The sequence below is a fragment of the Paenibacillus sp. FSL K6-1558 genome, from assembly GCF_038002565.1.
Classification (GTDB): Bacteria; Bacillota; Bacilli; order Paenibacillales; family Paenibacillaceae; genus Paenibacillus; species Paenibacillus polysaccharolyticus.
This window is the reverse complement of record NZ_JBBOCV010000001.1, coordinates 1,400,291-1,414,536: the sequence shown is the minus strand read 5'-3', so window position 1 is coordinate 1,414,536 and position 14,246 is coordinate 1,400,291. Positions and strand designations below refer to the sequence as shown.

The following is a 14,246-nucleotide window of genomic DNA, read 5'->3' as shown; positions in this document are numbered from 1 at the left end:
AAATTGGATAAAATCAAACATTAGAACCAATATAAAGGAGAACGTACATATGTTCAGTCTAAGTCTCGCTCTTCCAATGATATTCACCATGCTGATCCATGCAACAGATAGCTTATCTTATGCACTTCGTCTTGGCGGTTTGCGTACGCGCCGGATTGCTCTTGCGATATCACTCGCAGGCATTTTGCTACTCGTGTCTCGTACGTCCAATATGGCACAAGGCCCCATGATCGGTAGTCTGGTGGACTCCGCCACCCATGGAGCCAACCCGCACTTTGCAGCACAACTGCATTGGTTGATGGGGGCAGCAACGTTAGGAACAGCATTAGCCATACTCTGTTTCCCGACAATGGTCAAACTCTCATCGCGAATGGTTGTACATTTTGAAGCGGCAGGTTCCATTCCTGGCATGGTCCGGCAACTTCTGAAGCGGAGTAAGCTTCGTAATGCAACGTATTACATCACTCCGCCATCTTGGGAAATGGCCAAACGTTTGGTACAACACGGCATGCCAAGACGGTTAATGTTGCTCAATGTAGCCGTAACTGCCATCTATACTACAGGTGTTTTGTCCAGTTTATACGCAGCGTATCTATACCCGGATCAGGCTGTGGCTGCATCTCAGTCGACAGGATTGATTAACGGTATGGCAACCATTTTGCTTACAATTCTGGTCGACCCGCGGATTTCACTCCTGAGTGACCGATCTTTGCGTGGTGAAATCCGGCTGAATCGCATGAATCAAATTTATGGCTGTATGCTGATCTCTCGTCTTTTTGGTACACTGGTGGCGCAGTTACTGTTGATTCCTCTGGCCTACTGGATTGGCTGGATCGTAAGTATGATGTGATCATTTTTTCACAGTGCTACGAATCAATGAGAAGGGATGCCTTACTTCTATCGATTGACAGAAATTAGGGTGCGTGCTACTATTAGACCGAATAGTCGGTTTTTTGTAGGGAGGGTATATTTATCGAAGTCAAACGGAGAAAAGACGTTGCTCAGATAAAAAAAGATATTGTACGTAATACCAAAGAGCTTTTTGCCCAGAAGGGGTATGGAGCCACTTCGATGGAAGACATATGTACGATTAACAATCGAAGCAAAGGTAGCATTTATTATCATTTCAAAAGCAAAGAAGAGCTATTTATGTACCTGATCAAGCTGAACAACGAAGACTGGATGGACGAATGGCTTGAGAAGGAACCTCAATATAAGACCGCTACAGAGAAGTTGTACGGACTCGCTGATCATTATGTCGATGACATGGCGAATCCGCTGAATCATGCGATTAATGAATTTGTCTCTGGTCAGGTGGTTAGCCAAGAGATGATGGATGAGATGCTTGCTCTGATTCGGATTCCGTATGCGACCTACGAGCGTATTTTATCGGAAGGTATTGAAGCTGGAGAGTTTAAAAAGGGTAACCCGCAAGACATGATGCATATTATTTACGGCCTGCTTAGTGGATTAAGTACACTTTATTTCGAAAAAGATGTGCAAGAAATCCGGCGCCTGTACCATATCGGGATCAGTAGTTTACTGACAGGCATCCAGCAACGTTAATGAGAACAAACTGATGAAATATCAGTTTTTCTTTTTAAATAATAATAAACCGGACAGTCGGTTTAAAAAGGGAGATGGAATATGAATACGTTATTCAGAAACAGAGCTTTTCTTATCATCACCGGATCAGATTTGTTGCAAAACCTTGCGATATGGATACGCAATATGGCAATCCTCTATTACATTATGGATCAGACGCAAGGAAACCCGGTGGCAATCTCCCTCATTACTGTTCTGGAATATGCTCCAATCTTTATATTTTCCATCATAGGCGGTGCGCTTGCAGATCGGTGGAATCCCAAACGAACGATGATTATCGGAGACATTCTAAGTGCTTTATCGATTGTTATCATCATGGGTATTCTTAGCTCTGGTTACTGGCAGGTTCTTTATGCAGCAACCCTCGTTTCCTCCATCGTCAGCCAGTTCTCTCAACCCTCATCTGTCAAAATAGTTAGACGGAATGTCAAAAAGGAGAATGTACAGTCAGCAATCGCCGTAACGCAAAGTGCAAACTCCCTTTTCCTCTTTTTGGGGCCAATCGTAGGTACTTTTATATATACTGCTATGGGCATTCAAACATCCATGACGGTGTTGCTCATCTTATTTGTCGCTTCTGCTATTTTGCTAACGTTTCTGCCCAAGGATCAAGCCAAGCGGGAAACCGGTAATTCTCTCTTCGCTGATATTAAAGAAGGATGGAATTATGTCACTCAGTCTCGTTCACTTCGCATGTTGGGTCTGGTTTTTGGCTGTGTTGGCCTATCCGCAGGCCTGATCAATCCACTAGCCATTTTCCTGGTTACGGAACGATTGGGATTGGAACAAACCGCACTACAGTTTCTGTCGGGAGCATCCGGGCTTGGTTTGCTCATTGGCGGGGGGATCGCTGCGGCTGTCAGCAACAAGTTGAATCAAACGAAAACATTAATGATCGGGCTGTTGTGTCTGGCTGTTACAATGTTAGGTGAGGTGCTATCCAGTTGGCTCTGGTTAACGATGGGTCTGACGTTCCTGAGCTCCATAAGTCTTGCTTTTATTAACATCATTATCTCTTCCTATATGGTCAGCCGGATTGATGAGCACGTCATTGGCAGGGTGAATGGAACCATTATGCCCTTATTTATGGGAACGATGCTGATTGGTTCCTCACTCGCGGGTGTGATCATGAATCAGACTTCTTTGATTTTCGTGTATGTGATATCGGTCATCATCATGCTCCTGAGCATAATTCCGGGTTTAAGAGTTCAGTTTAATGATCAGAATATTTTGAATAATGGTGAACTAAAAAGGTGATCGCACACTGTGGCTTGAAGGTTTCGAAGCCGATATGTTAATTCAAATAAAAAAAAAGAGCAAAGGGATCAACCCAATGCTCTTTTGGCTTAGTAAGAGGGTACTTTTGCTACATTTATTGCTTCTGCCCAGACTTATTCGAATAAAACGTGGTATTCGCCGTAGCCTTCTTTTTGCAGATCCTCTTTAGGTATAAAACGAAGTGCCGCGGAGTTGATGCAATAACGCAATCCGCCTGCTTCCGTAGGGCCATCCGGGAATACGTGCCCCAGGTGGGAATCCCCTTCACGGCTGCGAACTTCGGTACGGATCATGAAGTGGCTGAGATCTGTTTTTTCCTTCACGTTGTAGTCTCGGAGTGGACGAGTGAAGCTTGGCCAGCCGCAACCCGAATCGTATTTGTCGGTAGAACTGAACAGCGGCTCACCCGATACGATATCCACATAGATGCCGTCCCCGTGATGATCCCAGAATTCGTTGTGGAACGCGGGTTCTGTGGCATTGTTCTGTGTTACCTCATATTGAAGCGGAGTCAGACGCTCTTTCAATCCGCTTTTGTCCACACTACCCGACCAGTTGCGCTCAATGAAGTCCTGACGGCCTGAGCCTTTGCTGTACCGTTTGTAATGAGCAGGGTTTTTGCGGTGATAGTTCTGATGATGTTCTTCTGCTTCATAGAACGGTTTGGCAGGCAGGATTGGGGTGAAGATCGGTTTGTCGAAACGTCCGCTCTGTTCCAGTGCGGCTTTGGAAGCTTCAGCAATCTGGCGTTGCTCCTCACTGTGGTAAAAGATAGCCGTCTGATAAGATGATCCGCGGTCATGGAACTGTCCACCGGCATCTGTTGGATCAATCTGCTGCCAGAAGAGCTCAACCAGTTTCTCATATGGGAAAATGGATGGATCAAACGTGATCTGCACCGCCTCCACATGACCTGTTGTTTCCGAGCATACTTCCTCATACGTAGGATTTTCGGTATGTCCACCTGTATAGCCTGAAACGATCTTATGAATACCAGGCAGTTCTTCAAACGGGGATACCATACACCAGAAGCATCCGCCTGCAAATGTTGCTTTTTCCAATGACTGTTGTTCCATGCTATATTCACTCCATTTCTGATGAAAGAATCTGGCGCTTGTATTTTGCTCCAGCAATCATCGTTATATTTGAATTTCTAAATATGAATATTAGGCTTACTCTTCTATTATATCCCGAATGGTCAAGTCAACCAAGCGGGATCGCGCAAGTAGGCATGAATCAGACTGGAAAAATTGTATCAGTAGAGCCTCAAGCCTTTTTACGTGACCGATAGCGGAACAACATGAAAATCATAGCCATAACAATCATATATCCCGCCAGTACTCCCAAACTCAGCCAGATCGATGAACCGGCCTGTGCCCCTGCGTAGGCAAATACAAAGATTGCAGGCATTTTGCCAATCGCTGTCGCTGCCAAGAACACCCAGAAGGGAGTGTACGTAATGCCGGCATAGATGTTAACAGCCATCTGGGGAACCACGGGCAGTAAACGCATCGTCATCACGCCCATGAACGGATGTGCCTCCATCCAGGCTGTAAACCGATTCAATCCACGGATACGTTCAAGATAACCCCGAGCCTGTTCCCGAAAAATAGTTCTTGCACCAGCATAGACGAGGATTGCCGCAAGCGTTGTGCCGAGCCAGCATATCCATGCAGCCATGGTTATACCGTAGCTGTACCCAAAAGCAATAATAACAAATTTGTAGGGAATAACAGGTACAAGGGCAAACAGTGTTGCCAAAGAAAGTAACAGCGGAATGGACTGATGATCCTCGGCCCATGCCAGCAGTTCATATCTGTAAATAAACGTGACTCCGGCAAGTAAAACATAAACGAGGAGCCATAACCATTTTCGCAAAAGCCAAACGCTCCTTTCAATTCAGATCCTTGGAGACTCAGAGTCTCATCCGGTTCTGCTATCCTTTATAAGTTTACCACGACAGGCCATCTCGTGAACAATGTAGACAGCTATTACTTCGGATCACTGGCAAGTTAGAGGCGGAGAGGTTACACTATAGGACGGAGAAAGTCATAGGCCGGATTACAAATGAAGGCTGACGAATGAATATAGCTGAAGGTGGAATGCTCATCATGGAAACGATCAAGCGCACCCGAATTGCAATCATCGGACTCGGGGGAATCGCACGTAAAGTATATTTGCCACTGCTCACGGCCCATCCGCAAGTAGAGATTTTTGGCATTATGAACCGGTCACTTGAACCAGTAAAGGAGATTGGTCAGGCGCATCGCATTGAGCGGGGCACAACCGATCTGAAAGAGCTGCTGTCCTGGGATTTGGATGCGGTATTTGTACATACGGCAACAGAATCTCATTTCGAAATTGTGATGGCATGTCTGGAGAAGGGACTGGCCGTGTATGTAGACAAGCCATTGTCCTATACCTTGCGGGAGTCTGAAGAGATGACTGCATTCGCAGAAGCACAGGGCTTGCTACTTGCTGTTGGATTTAACCGCAGATTCGCACCGATGTATCTAAAGGCAAAAGAATGGATGCAGGGCGGAAAGGGGTACGAAACACTCACTTTGACCAAACATCGGACAGGTCTACAAGATCGCCCAGCCGCTGAGACCATCTATGATGATCTTATTCATATGCTCGATCTGATGTTATGGTACGCAGATAACGATGTACAGCTTGTACATCAGTGGCTTCGCCGAGATGATCAAGATCGGTTGCTACACGCTGCTGGAACAGCCAAGCAAGGTAAAACGGCACTCGCCCGGTTCGAAATGATTCGTGCCGCAGGCGCTGATCTAGAAAAGGTAGAAATGCACGGCGGAGGAAGATCGGTAGAAGTCGTGAATATGGATACAGCTTACTATGCAGAACAAGGGGAACTGGATACAAAAGAGACATTTGGAAGCTGGGATACCGTGCTGGCACGCAGAGGTTTTGCCGGTGCTGTAGATCATTTCCTTGCCTGTCTGGATACACCCGATGACTGCCAGATCAGTGCGAGTTATGTTATGGACAGTCATGAGCTGGCTGAGAAGCTGATCACCGGATAAGTAAATACAGTGTACAGTTGAATGAGGTAAAGTAAAGGAGTGCTAACAAAGCATGGATGAGTATCAAAAGGAACGCAACAAACAGATTGAGGAAGCCGTCATTGAGTCTTATAAGCAGGAAGAAGAAATGATGATCCTGGTCTTTGCTCAGTGGTGTGTAAATAACGAGCTGGACCCGGAAGAGATGTACCGACAAGCGTATCCCGAGCAACAGAGCAATGAGCGTTTGCAACAGGTACAGAAGCTGATTGTATCCAAGGAGGAAGCTGGAGATATTCCAGACGATACGGTTCTTGGTGTACTCTCCATGTTTGGCAACGAAGACCTCGCTATGGTTGTGTCCGAGGCCATCGCCGCGCGCAAATAAATTTATAAGACGTATACTACTGTATCACCAAAATGGTAACCAATTTGACGTTCAACAGCGTTTAACGACATCATTACATCTGTTCCCGGTGAATCAGGCGGAATTCTTTTGGTGACATGCCAAACCGGGAACGGAATACACGATGGAAATATGTATAATTGTTAAAACCGGATGATTCAGAGACTTGTTCGAGGGTCATCGGACTAAAAATAATCCGTTCTCTGGCCATATTAAGACGCACATCTAGCGTATATTGCATAATGCTTTTGCCAAACGTTTCTTTAAAAAGATGCACCCCTCGTGAGACGCTGATGCCCAGATGCGTTGCCACATCCTCCAGTTTGAATAGAGAAGAAGCATTTTCCTCGATATAATTTTTAATTTCATAAGCAACATAATTGGTTTTTGTATGGGTTGGATGCTCGGATAACAATCGATCCACTTCCAGACATAATATACGCATGTAATAACTCGAAATCTCGGGGTAAGGATTGGAAAGGCGACGTTGCTCCAGAATCAACTGTCTGAATAAAGTTAATAAGCTTTCGGACAATTCCACCTTGATTCGAGTCGGCCGTTTATGGTGCTTCCACCACTCATCCACCCAGGAACCGTTGAAGAAAATATGATAGTCCCCACTCTCCACAAGCCGTTCTCCCATAGGATTGTACTCATTGTCTATTCTCAGTTCATAAGGCTCATCCGGGTCAAAAAGAAGCAAGTCTCCTGCGTCAACCCTGGACATGGAGCCATCAATGCGAGCACGGCAGCGTCCATCTGTTTGAAGCCGCATCAAGTAATTTTTTACCCCGTCCAGTTGAACCATGCTATAGGGTTTACGGTGGAATGAAAAGCCAGCTGTAAGAACTTGGCAGGAAAAGTCTGTTGGCATAGGTATACTCCTTGTGTGAATTAGAAAATTATGACCAGATAGTTCATGTTTCAATCATATTATTCATTTTAATTGAAGCGCAAACAGAATACCATAGACTTAGAGTTGAGCAACATAAGCAAACTATGGTTTCAACAAGCATTTTAAGCAAATGAACATGGTTCTTACATGCGTAAGGAGATGAACATCATCGTGGAAAAAATGAAAGCAGGCATCATCGGCTGCGGTAATATCAGTGCGATTTACTTAGAAAATCTTAAAACAAATCCTTATATCGAGGTTGTTGCGGTCGCTGACCTGATCCGTGAGCGTGCTCAGGAACGGGCAGATGAATTTAATATCGCAAACGTTTACAATGTAGATGAGTTGTTACAAAATGACGAGATTGAGCTTGTGCTGAACCTGACGATTCCGGGCAGTCATGCGATGACTGATCTGGCTGCTCTGGAAGCAGGCAAGCATGTGTATGCCGAAAAACCGCTGGCCATTTCACTGGAAGATGGGCGCAAAGTAGTCGAGCTTGCCGAGGAAAAGGGACTGTACGTTGGCTCTGCGCCGGATACGTTTCTTGGATCAGGCATCCAAACTGCTCGCAAAGCCATTGAAGAAGGTTTGATTGGCAAGCCGATTGCGGCTACTTCCTTCTTTATGGGCGGGGGACCGGAGGCATGGCACCCTGATCCTGAGTTTTTTTACATGGCAGGGGGCGGGCCAATGTTTGACATGGGGCCATATTATTTGACGGCTCTCGTTACGCTCCTTGGCCCGATTCGCCGGATCAGCGCGTCCGCAGGTATTCAGATTGCTGATCGCAAGGTTGGTTCAGGTCCCAAAGAGGGAACTACGCTTCGTGTCGAAACACCAACCCACTTGGCTGGAACGATCGATTTTGCGGATGGAGCCATCGTAACGATGATTACAAGCTTTGATATCCGCGGAGCTTCTGATCTGCCACGTATCGAAATCTATGGTACCGCTGGCACGCTTAGTGTACCTGACCCTAACTTCTTTAATGGAGAAGTCAAGCTTCGCCGTTATGGTCAAGACACATGGGAGACGGTTCAGCCGGCCTTCGAAAGTGGCCACAACGAGAGGGGCATTGGACTAACCGAGATGGTGGAGTCCATTCGTGCCGGACGCGAGCATAAAGCAAGTGGTAAACTGGCATATCATGTGCTTGAGGCCATGCATGCATTTCAGCGTTCTTCTCTTGAAGGCAAGCACATTCATCTGGAGAGCACCTATGACAGCGTTGTAACAACCAATGCCAGTCCATCCGAAAATGAAACAGTTGAATCTCATTAATGGATAATGGAGCTTCGAGTTTGAAGATCCATGAGTGACAACGTTGAATTTTCGGGATAGAATCATGCTTGTTTTTCCACAATAACTAAACAAGCATGAGAACGGAGCAAAAATGCAACAGCGACAGGTTTGATAAACTATATCGTTTGAACATTTTATTTACACTGCAACGGAGAGGACGGAAAAAACCTGGAAAAGCGAAGCTGAAAGCTTTCTGAAAGAAAGCTGCATCGGAAGCATAAACTTCGCCTTTATCACCGGATTTTTCCCTATCAAAGGGAATCAAAAAAATCTGGGGATAACAGCGATTGGAAGGTCATTCTGTCATCGGAGTGCTCCGTGTAAAGATTTGGTTCAACATATATAGGAGAGCAAACACAGCAATCATACACTATCTAAATCAGGGAGGAATTGCACTTGAAACTCGGCGTATTTTTGGTATTATTCGGTGGACGTAAATTGGAGGATGCCCTTGATTATGTAGCTTCCAAGGGACTTAAAGCAGTAGAGATCGGAACAGGTGGACACCCGGGGAACGCTCATTGTAAGCCAGATGAATTGTTAAGCAATCCTACAGCACTTAAAAACTTCAAAAATGCGGTGGAATCACGCGGTCTGACGATCAGCGCTCTGAGTTGCCACGGCAACCCGTTGCATCCGCAAAAAGACATTGCAAAAGGCTTCCATGATGATTTCGTAAAATCGGTAGAGCTGGCTGAAAAGCTGGAAGTGCCTGTTGTGAATACATTCTCCGGTTGTCCGGGAGACCATGAGGATGCCAAGTATCCAAACTGGCCTGTGGCGCCGTGGCCTAATGATTTTCAAGAAATTTTGAAATGGCAATGGGAAAACAAAGTGATCCCTTACTGGACGGAGTGGGGTAAATTCGCTGCGGATCGTAACGTAAAAGTAGGTTTGGAGCTACACGGTGGATTCTCCGTGCACACACCTGCAACGTTGCTAAGACTGCGTGAAGCCGCAGGCGAAGTCATTGGTGCGAACCTTGACCCAAGCCATATGTGGTGGCAAGGCATTGATCCGGTTCAAGCGATTCACATTTTAGGTCGTGAAAATGCAATTCATCACTTCCATGCCAAAGATACTACAATTGATCCGGTGAACGTGAATAAACACGGGGTAACAGATATGCAGGATTACACGAACATGTTGGATCGTGCTTGGCAGTTCCGCTCCGTGGGTTATGGACATGATAACAAAACGTGGGCGGACATTATGAGTGCCCTGCGTCTGGTTGGATATGATTATGTGGTAAGTATTGAACATGAAGACGGTCTGATGTCGGTTGAAGAAGGATTCTCTAAAGCCGTGCAAAATCTCCAGCAAGTATTGATCGAGGAACCGCTGGGCGATATGTGGTGGGTTTAGAGCTATACTAGGGGGAAATTGAATATGATTAACGTCACCATTTGGAATGAGTTTGTCCATGAGAAAATACATGATGAAGTAAAAGAAGTATATCCGGACGGTCTGCACCGTGCACTTGCTGACGGACTTGGCGGCGAGGGATTTGCGATTCGTACAGCTACATTGGATCAGCCTGAACACGGTTTGAGTGATGAGGTACTGGATTCCACAGATGTGCTTATATGGTGGGGACATATGGCACATGATCGCGTTAGCGACGAGATTGTAAAGAAGGTAGTGCAACGTGTATTGAACGGTATGGGTATGATTGTGCTCCATTCGGGTCATTTCTCGAAGCCTTTCAAAGCGTTAATGGGCACAAGCTGTGATCTTAAGTGGCGTGTAGCAGATGAGCAGGAGATCGTATGGTGTGTCAATCCGTCTCACCCGATTGCAGAAGGCATCGACGCCAAGATCGTATTGGAAAAAGAAGAGATGTATGGTGAATTCTTCGATATTCCAGTACCGGATGAGCTGGTGTTCGTGAGCAACTTCCAGGGCGGAGAGGTATTCCGCAGCGGATGCACGTTCCGTCGCGGCGAAGGTAAAATCTTTTATTTCCGGCCCGGACATGAAACGTACCCCACGTATTACAATCCGGAAATCTTGAAAGTGATCAGCAACGCTATAAAATGGGCTTACCCTGCCCGCAGCTCGAAGCCGCAATACGGCAAGAGCGAACCCGTAAGACCAATTGGTGGCGTGCTGGTCTAAGCCGCAGAAGCTTTAGCTTTACTCATGGATATTCATCATTAAAATTGATTAGGTAATACGGTAATACCGGGAACCCTTCTCCAGGTCGTCTGACTGTGGTAGAAGGGTTCTTTTTGGGTAATATAAGGATATCAGTTGTTAAACGATATTTCCCATGGTTACCTGCCATAACGTGTTGTATACTGAAGGTATACTGTATCGACAGTATTGAGTTTTGTTTTTTTAATGTAAAGTTTTTTGCGGCAGACGTTTTCTTTAAAGCTCAAATGTGTTATTATGAAATATACTAACAAAACGTAAGTTGAGTGATCTCTAAAGAGGTGATAAAAGTGGAAGATCAAGATATGCGGATGTGTCCGCGCTTTGAGACGGCGTTTTCTTTTTTGGGCAAGCGCTGGAATGGGTTGATTATTCAAACGTTAATGAGTGGTTCAAAGCGATTCAAAGACATCTCCAATCTGATACCATCCATGAGCGACAAGATGTTGTCTGAACGGATGAAAGACCTGGAGAGCGAAGGTATTCTGGTGCGTCATGTGTACCCGGAAACGCCAGTGCGAATTGAGTATGAGTTGACCGAGAAGGGCAAGGCGTTACAGCCTGTAATGAGTCAAATTCAAGACTGGGCCGAGCACTGGGTGGAATAACCAGCTGATGCTGTGTGCAGAAAGTACAGAAACTCTTGATTTCCAGTGAAATCAAGAGTTTTTTGTCTTCTGTGACAGCTTACATGGGACTTTTTCGCTTATCCGTTGCACATGTTGTCATCAGATGTAGTATAATCTATAGAAAATGGCCGCAGACGGCCGGAGCGAAGGAGGCCACTTGTCATGAGAGAAGAAAGCTTATCCCGTGAAATACGCTACGGCAAACAAGATATTGCAGAACTTGAGAGCGCATCCATTCAGGTTCATCTGATTTATCAGAAAACGGCAGAACTGTTCAAACGCTCGGTTGATTCACCTTCGGGGAGTAATAATCCTGTCCACACAGACGTGGATTGGATGAACAGCGCTGGCTCAGGATCGTCTCCGGCGGTGCTGCAAAAATGGATCCAAGCGCCTAGTGGCTGGAAATGTATCGGCTGTGAACTGCGGTTACCAGATCGTGTGTCTCATGCAAAACAACAAACTTACAACGACCGGCTCTGTCTGAAGGCCGGAAACGGGAAATTGGTTCAGATCGAAATGCTCATTCAGGCCGTTGTCTGGTCACAATACGAAAAAATCCGTATGTTTGCACCTTGGCTTGGTGATGAGCCGTTCTACACTGCGGAAGAACTGGAAGTTATTGCACGATATATTGTTCCGACGTATTTCTCGGATCGCCCATTGCATGAGCAGGGCAAAGTGTTCAAAATTCATCAGCCCTACGGTCATATTCCGTTGTATCAGGAATACGTAGATGCTCCGTCCTGCTGCGTACAGGTAGACGGTGCATTACTTGAAGGTCGTTTGCTTACTGGTGTTTTTGTATCCGATACTCAGACGTTTGGCCTTAATCCCTATGTGAAGGACGGCGACGGAGGTCGTACCTACATGCAGGCTTTTGTTCAATAGTGGTCGGGTCAAACGTATGGCTAATGCAGTATAAGGAGGGTCTGCTTGCAGGCTCTCCCTTTTTTGATGGTAGGTGCTTAGACAGGGAAAGGACAAAAGTAACGGCTTTGACACTGTTTTTTATCAAAGAATGTGCCATAATAAAGGGTATGGACAACAGGGTGAATGATTTTACGCAGGGTGGTGTTACCTACATGATGAAGAAAATTCCCGGTTACATAGGTCTATGTATGCTTGTTCTCGTCATTTTGACGGGGTGTACCAGAGAGACACAGCCTTCCGAACAGCCGGTTGTCTCAGAGAAAGATTCAGCCAATACGATTACGGTTGCCATTGATGGCAGTACTTTTTTACCTGATGCGACGAAGTCCATCAAACGAGATTTCAGTGAAGGCTTGACGCTCAAAAAAGCTTTGCTGAACAGCGGGCTGGTTGATTTTACGGCAGACGGAAAACGGATCCAGTCTGTGGGTGAGGTTTCTCTTGATTCGTCTCTGAGTTGGGCAGTGAAGCTGAACGGTAAGGATATTGCTCCAGAAAAGTGGGATACCGAGCTTCATGCTAAGGATGAAGTCATTATATACGTCAAAGCTGCTGACAGCGGGGGAGAAGGTGTCGCATATCAGACAACCCTGCTTAAAGTGAGCGGTGGTAGCGTGGAACCAAATCTGAATCGGCAGTATGCCGGTATTTATGTGCAAGAATGCACTGTTCGTGACGTATTAAAATCCAGTGGGGTTGTGCGTCTGTCGGAGAATAACAAGTTTGTTGTTGCCGTTGAGAATGTTATGCCTCGGACGAATCAGCGCTGGGTAATCAAGGTCAATGATAAAGAGTTAATGGAGAATGGATTGGATATGAAATTAAATCCACGGGATGCGGTGAAGCTTGAACTTGTCAACGCATCCTGAGCACATACAAGTAAATACGAAAAGCCCAATGTTGATAATAATCAAATTTGGGCTTTTTACTATATGATGAACTCTTTAAACAGTCGTGACAGCAAGTGAAAGGCCCGCTACCTGAGGTCAAGCTATTCATTTAACATGACGTCAAATGCGGCAAATTTCATTCGGGCACAATTCGCAGTGGCAAATGCCCTGCAACATTTTCAGGTCTTTGATCACAATCATACCATTGTCATATTCAATGGCATCTTTTTTGCGAAGGTCACTGAGCATGCGGTTTACACTTTCACGGGTAGCGCCAATCATATTGGACAGATCCGTGTGGGTAATTTTTTTATGAATCATCACATGATCTCCGTGCGCCTCTCCATACGAATTGGATAGCCTGATCAAGGTAGAACAGAGTGCCCCAGGTTTACCGTACAACATCAAATCCCGGAACTTTGTTTGGGTTAAACGATGATGAATGCCCATCCACTTCATGAAATCAATCGCAAAGTCACAATGCTGACAGATCAACATTTCCAGGTCCTTGTGTTCCAGCACACCAATCTCGCTGTCCTCCAGTACTTCCGCCGAGAAGCTGTGTCTGGAGCCAAAAAACGGATCAGCCTGACCAATCATATCGCCTGTCTGGTACATGTACATGATCAGTTCCTTGCCCTCGTCGGTGGATTTCGTGATCTGTGCACGTCCCCGTTTCATATAATAAAGTTTGTCAGAGACGTCACCTTCCCAGTACAGATGTGTTCCTTCCGGGTAAGTTCGGTCTTTCATCGTTACAAGCAGATGATTAAAATTCACTTCCGAGAAACAGTTGGTGTTTCCGCGTTTTTCCAGTACGTTTGTTAGTTCTCCCATACGTTGATCTCCCCTTTATCTCCCCGGTCTGGCGAGTGCAGCTACATGTTGCCCCCGAGGTTCGCCGCAAACTGTGCCATCCTGATCTGGGCATCTCGGCCGTGTGGAGGTACGGTACAAATTGCGGTGGTTCAATTTTTAAGTTCAGTATATACCTAATCTTACCGTTTGAGGGGCATGGAAAGCATTTAAAAATGGCGAAATTTCAAACATTGTGATTAAATTCACTTTTCGAGGGGAAGGATGAGGCTGTTGGTCTACTATTTCTAATAGAAGGTGAAT

The 14,246-nt window shown here is 45.8% G+C and carries 15 protein-coding genes; 11 read left to right on the top strand and 4 right to left on the bottom strand.

The window, feature by feature from the left end; genetic code table 11:
- Positions 1-49 precede the first annotated feature (49 nt).
- The 3 genes from MHI38_RS06045 (at position 50) to MHI38_RS06035 (ending at position 2,862) form a co-directional block, all read left to right on the top strand.
- Positions 50-850: a lipid II flippase Amj family protein gene (locus MHI38_RS06045; protein WP_154983717.1), complete on the top strand. Its 801-nt coding sequence runs from the start codon at positions 50-52 to the stop codon at positions 848-850.
- Positions 851-972: 122 nt separating this feature from the next.
- Positions 973-1,566 (top strand): TetR/AcrR family transcriptional regulator, encoded by a 594-nt coding sequence (locus MHI38_RS06040; protein ID WP_261769252.1) that lies wholly within the window; start codon positions 973-975, stop codon positions 1,564-1,566.
- An 81-nt stretch (positions 1,567-1,647) separates the two neighbouring features.
- Positions 1,648-2,862, top strand: coding sequence for an MFS transporter (locus MHI38_RS06035; RefSeq protein WP_308723132.1), 1,215 nt, complete (start codon positions 1,648-1,650; stop codon positions 2,860-2,862).
- 134 nt (positions 2,863-2,996) lie between these two features.
- On the opposite strand, the gene msrA is transcribed toward MHI38_RS06035, so the two are convergent.
- The gene (gene msrA / locus MHI38_RS06030; RefSeq protein ID WP_154957676.1) at positions 2,997-3,959 is read right to left on the bottom strand and encodes a peptide-methionine (S)-S-oxide reductase MsrA; all 963 of its coding nucleotides are present in this window, start codon (positions 3,957-3,959) and stop codon (positions 2,997-2,999) included.
- A 190-nt stretch (positions 3,960-4,149) separates the two neighbouring features.
- On the bottom strand, positions 4,150-4,761 hold the full coding sequence (locus tag MHI38_RS06025) for a TVP38/TMEM64 family protein (protein WP_186811623.1): 612 nt from the start codon (positions 4,759-4,761) through the stop codon (positions 4,150-4,152).
- Positions 4,762-4,994: 233 nt separating this feature from the next.
- On the opposite strand from MHI38_RS06025, the gene MHI38_RS06020 reads away from it, so the two are divergent.
- Together MHI38_RS06020 and MHI38_RS06015 are read left to right on the top strand one after the other, a co-directional pair.
- Positions 4,995-5,933, top strand: a complete 939-nt coding sequence (locus MHI38_RS06020; protein ID WP_308723131.1) for a Gfo/Idh/MocA family protein — start codon at positions 4,995-4,997, stop codon at positions 5,931-5,933.
- Between the two features lie 52 nt (positions 5,934-5,985).
- Complete coding sequence (locus MHI38_RS06015; protein WP_123062290.1) at positions 5,986-6,300, top strand: hypothetical protein; 315 nt, start codon at positions 5,986-5,988, stop codon at positions 6,298-6,300.
- A 73-nt stretch (positions 6,301-6,373) separates the two neighbouring features.
- Here the strand turns inward: MHI38_RS06015 and MHI38_RS06010 are convergent, their stop codons facing one another.
- The gene (locus MHI38_RS06010) at positions 6,374-7,192 is read right to left on the bottom strand and encodes an AraC family transcriptional regulator (RefSeq protein ID WP_090922593.1); all 819 of its coding nucleotides are present in this window, start codon (positions 7,190-7,192) and stop codon (positions 6,374-6,376) included.
- A gap of 192 nt (positions 7,193-7,384) precedes the next feature.
- Here MHI38_RS06010 and MHI38_RS06005 point away from each other — a divergent pair, with 192 nt between their 5' ends.
- The 6 genes from MHI38_RS06005 to MHI38_RS05980 all read left to right on the top strand — a co-directional run bounded on the left by MHI38_RS06005 (position 7,385) and on the right by MHI38_RS05980 (position 13,106).
- On the top strand, positions 7,385-8,497 hold the full coding sequence (locus tag MHI38_RS06005; protein ID WP_154983775.1) for a Gfo/Idh/MocA family oxidoreductase: 1,113 nt from the start codon (positions 7,385-7,387) through the stop codon (positions 8,495-8,497).
- Positions 8,498-8,914: 417 nt separating this feature from the next.
- Positions 8,915-9,883 (top strand): sugar phosphate isomerase/epimerase family protein, encoded by a 969-nt coding sequence (locus tag MHI38_RS06000; RefSeq protein ID WP_090922589.1) that lies wholly within the window; start codon positions 8,915-8,917, stop codon positions 9,881-9,883.
- 24 nt (positions 9,884-9,907) lie between these two features.
- Positions 9,908-10,636, top strand: coding sequence for a ThuA domain-containing protein (locus tag MHI38_RS05995; RefSeq protein ID WP_154983712.1), 729 nt, complete (start codon positions 9,908-9,910; stop codon positions 10,634-10,636).
- Between the two features lie 344 nt (positions 10,637-10,980).
- Positions 10,981-11,283: a winged helix-turn-helix transcriptional regulator gene (locus MHI38_RS05990; RefSeq protein WP_090922720.1), complete on the top strand. Its 303-nt coding sequence runs from the start codon at positions 10,981-10,983 to the stop codon at positions 11,281-11,283.
- A 183-nt stretch (positions 11,284-11,466) separates the two neighbouring features.
- Complete coding sequence (locus tag MHI38_RS05985) at positions 11,467-12,195, top strand: hypothetical protein (protein WP_090922585.1); 729 nt, start codon at positions 11,467-11,469, stop codon at positions 12,193-12,195.
- Positions 12,196-12,389: 194 nt separating this feature from the next.
- Positions 12,390-13,106 carry a hypothetical protein gene (locus tag MHI38_RS05980; protein ID WP_090922583.1) on the top strand — a complete coding sequence of 239 codons (717 nt, stop codon included), beginning with the start codon at positions 12,390-12,392 and terminating at the stop codon, positions 13,104-13,106.
- 141 nt (positions 13,107-13,247) lie between these two features.
- Here MHI38_RS05980 and MHI38_RS05975 read toward each other — a convergent pair whose 3' ends face one another.
- Positions 13,248-13,964 carry a Crp/Fnr family transcriptional regulator gene (locus MHI38_RS05975; protein ID WP_090922581.1) on the bottom strand — a complete coding sequence of 239 codons (717 nt, stop codon included), beginning with the start codon at positions 13,962-13,964 and terminating at the stop codon, positions 13,248-13,250.
- Positions 13,965-14,246 lie beyond the last annotated feature (282 nt).

Excerpts from the sequence above, each read along its gene's own strand:
- MHI38_RS06010 (WP_090922593.1), bottom strand. The coding sequence starts at position 7,192 with ATGCCAACAGACTTTTCCTGCCAAGTTCTTACAGCTGGCTTTTCATTC.
- MHI38_RS06015 (WP_123062290.1), top strand. The coding sequence starts at position 5,986 with ATGGATGAGTATCAAAAGGAACGCAACAAACAGATTGAGGAAGCCGTC.
- msrA (WP_154957676.1), bottom strand. The coding sequence starts at position 3,959 with ATGGAACAACAGTCATTGGAAAAAGCAACATTTGCAGGCGGATGCTTC.
- MHI38_RS05985 (WP_090922585.1), top strand. The coding sequence starts at position 11,467 with ATGAGAGAAGAAAGCTTATCCCGTGAAATACGCTACGGCAAACAAGAT.
- MHI38_RS05980 (WP_090922583.1), top strand. The coding sequence starts at position 12,390 with ATGATGAAGAAAATTCCCGGTTACATAGGTCTATGTATGCTTGTTCTC.
- MHI38_RS06035 (WP_308723132.1), top strand. The coding sequence starts at position 1,648 with ATGAATACGTTATTCAGAAACAGAGCTTTTCTTATCATCACCGGATCA.
- MHI38_RS05990 (WP_090922720.1), top strand. The coding sequence starts at position 10,981 with ATGCGGATGTGTCCGCGCTTTGAGACGGCGTTTTCTTTTTTGGGCAAG.
- MHI38_RS06045 (WP_154983717.1), top strand. The coding sequence starts at position 50 with ATGTTCAGTCTAAGTCTCGCTCTTCCAATGATATTCACCATGCTGATC.
- MHI38_RS06020 (WP_308723131.1), top strand. The coding sequence starts at position 4,995 with ATGGAAACGATCAAGCGCACCCGAATTGCAATCATCGGACTCGGGGGA.
- MHI38_RS05995 (WP_154983712.1), top strand. The coding sequence starts at position 9,908 with ATGATTAACGTCACCATTTGGAATGAGTTTGTCCATGAGAAAATACAT.
- MHI38_RS05975 (WP_090922581.1), bottom strand. The coding sequence starts at position 13,964 with ATGGGAGAACTAACAAACGTACTGGAAAAACGCGGAAACACCAACTGT.